Origin of the sequence: Cognatiluteimonas telluris (assembly GCF_011320095.1) — a bacterium.
Taxonomy (GTDB): Bacteria; Pseudomonadota; Gammaproteobacteria; order Xanthomonadales; family Xanthomonadaceae; genus Cognatiluteimonas; species Cognatiluteimonas telluris.
On sequence record NZ_JAANOY010000065.1, the window covers coordinates 1 to 2,646 of the forward strand.

A 2,646-nucleotide genomic window follows, 5' to 3' on the forward strand; every position below is an offset into this window, starting at 1 on the left:
GCCAAGGAAAAGCGAAGCCGCGGCACTCAAAAATGTGGCGGAAAGCAGCAGGAATTGTGAGACGCGAGGCTTTCTCTCCGAGTTCACCATTTGCCTCCTGCGGGGCCTAACACCTGAATTAAGCCGAGCCGCGAAGCGGCTTCGGCTTGAATGAATTGTTAGGCAACTGGCGATTCACTTGCCGCCACCACTTTAAGCCGAGATGACCGGCTTGCGAAGTACTCGAACAACCAGCCGCAGAGTGGCGCGCCAAAGACAAGCCATGCTGCTATCGAAATCCACAAATACGCGTTGCTCCCCTTGCCAAGAGTTTAGGCAAGAAGGTAGAGCACACCGCCAAAGGTCATGTTGCAACTGAAGAGCAGTAACCAAGCCCACCAGCCGCGCTTCCAATATGCCCAGTAACTAGTCATCTCTCATCCTGGTGCCTAACACCTGAATTAAGCCGACATGCGTAGTGGAGCAAACATGGCAAGCTCTTTTTGCCATGTTTGTGGAACGAAGCATGTTCGGCTTGAATGAATTGTTAGCCCCCAGCCGATGAACGACGCAGAGTTCCACTGTAGCCCCAAGCGAACTGGTGCCACTGATCGGTTGCTGGAGAATCAAGATTGTTGACGGTTCGCTGCCAGTAGGCAACAACCTCGCCGGGTCCAGCGTGGGCGAGCGTGAAAGTGGAAGACTCAATCCAAACGCCGCCGTCACTGCCTGAGGTCGTTGAGTAGATAAGTGCGTGCGGACCTGAGGTTCTCATCCGAAACGCGCCAGGCTTCATCTCGTGCCATTGGCCTTCGACTAAGTTGAAGACGCTGACGCGCCAGTTGCCGATAACGATACGAAACCGCATTGGGAACCCAGCGCTGTCAGTGTAACTGCCAGCGTTATATCCCTGCAGCTCACCCTCCCAGACACCTCGAAAATCAAACCTCGGGTCGCTTGCGGGATGCCCCAGAACGGCATGCGGGCGATTGCTATGAAGTGGCGCAGTGAAATTGGCACGCGCACTCAGGGAGGCGACTATTGCGAGTATTGCTAGCGAGCGCAAAAAATATCCCATGGGGGCTAACACCTGAATTAAGCCGACATGCGTAGTGGAGGCAAAAGGTGGCACGCTTTTCAGTGCCGCCTTTTGCTGGAACGAAGCATGTTCGGCTTGAATGAATTGTTAGGCCTGCGGCCCGTGTTGTTGCTGCATTTCTGGCGTGTCCCGGCAGAGTGCGCAATGTTGACCGCGCCGAGCCTGAAAGTATCGGGCCACGGTAAAGATGACGGCCGATATGACCGACCAAACTGCACCCTGAGTCACGGCGTATTCGACGCCTCTGCCTCGAACCAGGTGCGACGCAGCGATGACGACGAACGCCACAGCGAGCACCACCAAGAACCGACGCATCCAGAACGCTGTTCCCATGCGCAAAGATCTCCTTCCGCGGCCTAACACCTGAATTAAGCCGACCTGCGTAGTGGAGGCAAAAGGTGGCACGTTTTTCAGTGCCGCCTTTTGCTGGAACGAAGCGGGTTCGGCTTGAATGAATCGTTAGGCCGCCATTTGCCCACAAGAATCATTGGCTGACAAGCCGCACGCTTGACCTGAGGCCGAACCAGTCGGCCGCGCGCCAGAAGCTACAGGCGCCCAGCCGAGATGCCGCCTGGTGGTCAGGAATGCGGCAATGCCGCCGGATGGTCCGGGCGCACTCCGACGCAAATCGGGCGCGACCCCTGGACTAGCCGAAGCTGCTTGTGCCGAAGCGACGCTGTCCGACCGCGCGCCTGGAGTTGCGGGCGCCCGACGCAGATGCCGCCAGCAGGTTCGGCCGCCAATACTGCCGCGTGGAAATCCGAGCGCCGCTTAGATGACTCCAAGCGCGACCGAAGAGGGTGGACGAAAGCAACAAGATGCTCGGCGAAGCGAGCAACCCGAACTGCCGAATGGCCGCAGCGGGCCCGCTCTTAGCGGCCTAACACCTGAATTAAGCCGACATGCGTAGTGGAGGCAAAAGGTGGCACGCTTTTCAGTGCCGCCTTTGCTGGAACGAAGCATGTTCGGCTTGAATGAATTGTTAGCCCTCACCGGGGCAAACAGCAATTGCGGCCTGTAGCTGGCTGGGGGACATTGACTGTTTTGTCAGTGTCACTTGACGCTCGACTTGAACTGCGCCATTGAGAGTGTCTATTGCTGCTTTTGCAGCGGACATAAGCTCTGAGGTGGTCAAGTTCGCTTGTTGGGGAAACGAGTCGAGTATTCGCTTGTTCCGCTCCAGTAGCGAAAGATGCAGTAGCGCCAACGCTGAAGTGTCCTTGCCAGATACCCGCAAGAAGCATTGGGCGCGATTACTGGCCAACTCAGATTTTGATATGGCACGCAGCTGCAAGTCTTGTAGCGCCGTGCGGGGAGCAGCTGCCGTCCAAGGCCGCACCAACAGTAGCGTGATCAATGCAATCGCGATTGCCGCAATGGAAATGACGAGGGCCACAATGTCAATTCGCAATTTCGACTGCATAGCAACTCCAAGTGGGGGCTAACACCTGAATTAAGCCGACCCGCGAAGCGGGTTCGGCTTGAATGAATGGTTAGGCCTCGCCCTTACGGCGATTGCCTCGAAATCCCGCAACCATGTTTGCGGGCCCAATATGTAGCCACAGAAG

General features: G+C 56.7%; 1 protein-coding gene. It reads right to left on the bottom strand.

All coding sequences use genetic code 11. The annotated features are described in order from the left end of the window. Positions 1-2,060: 2,060 nt before the first annotated feature. Positions 2,061-2,501, bottom strand: coding sequence for a hypothetical protein (locus G7B67_RS12855; protein WP_166213051.1), 441 nt, complete (start codon positions 2,499-2,501; stop codon positions 2,061-2,063). Between the last annotated feature and the right edge of the window lie 145 nt (positions 2,502-2,646).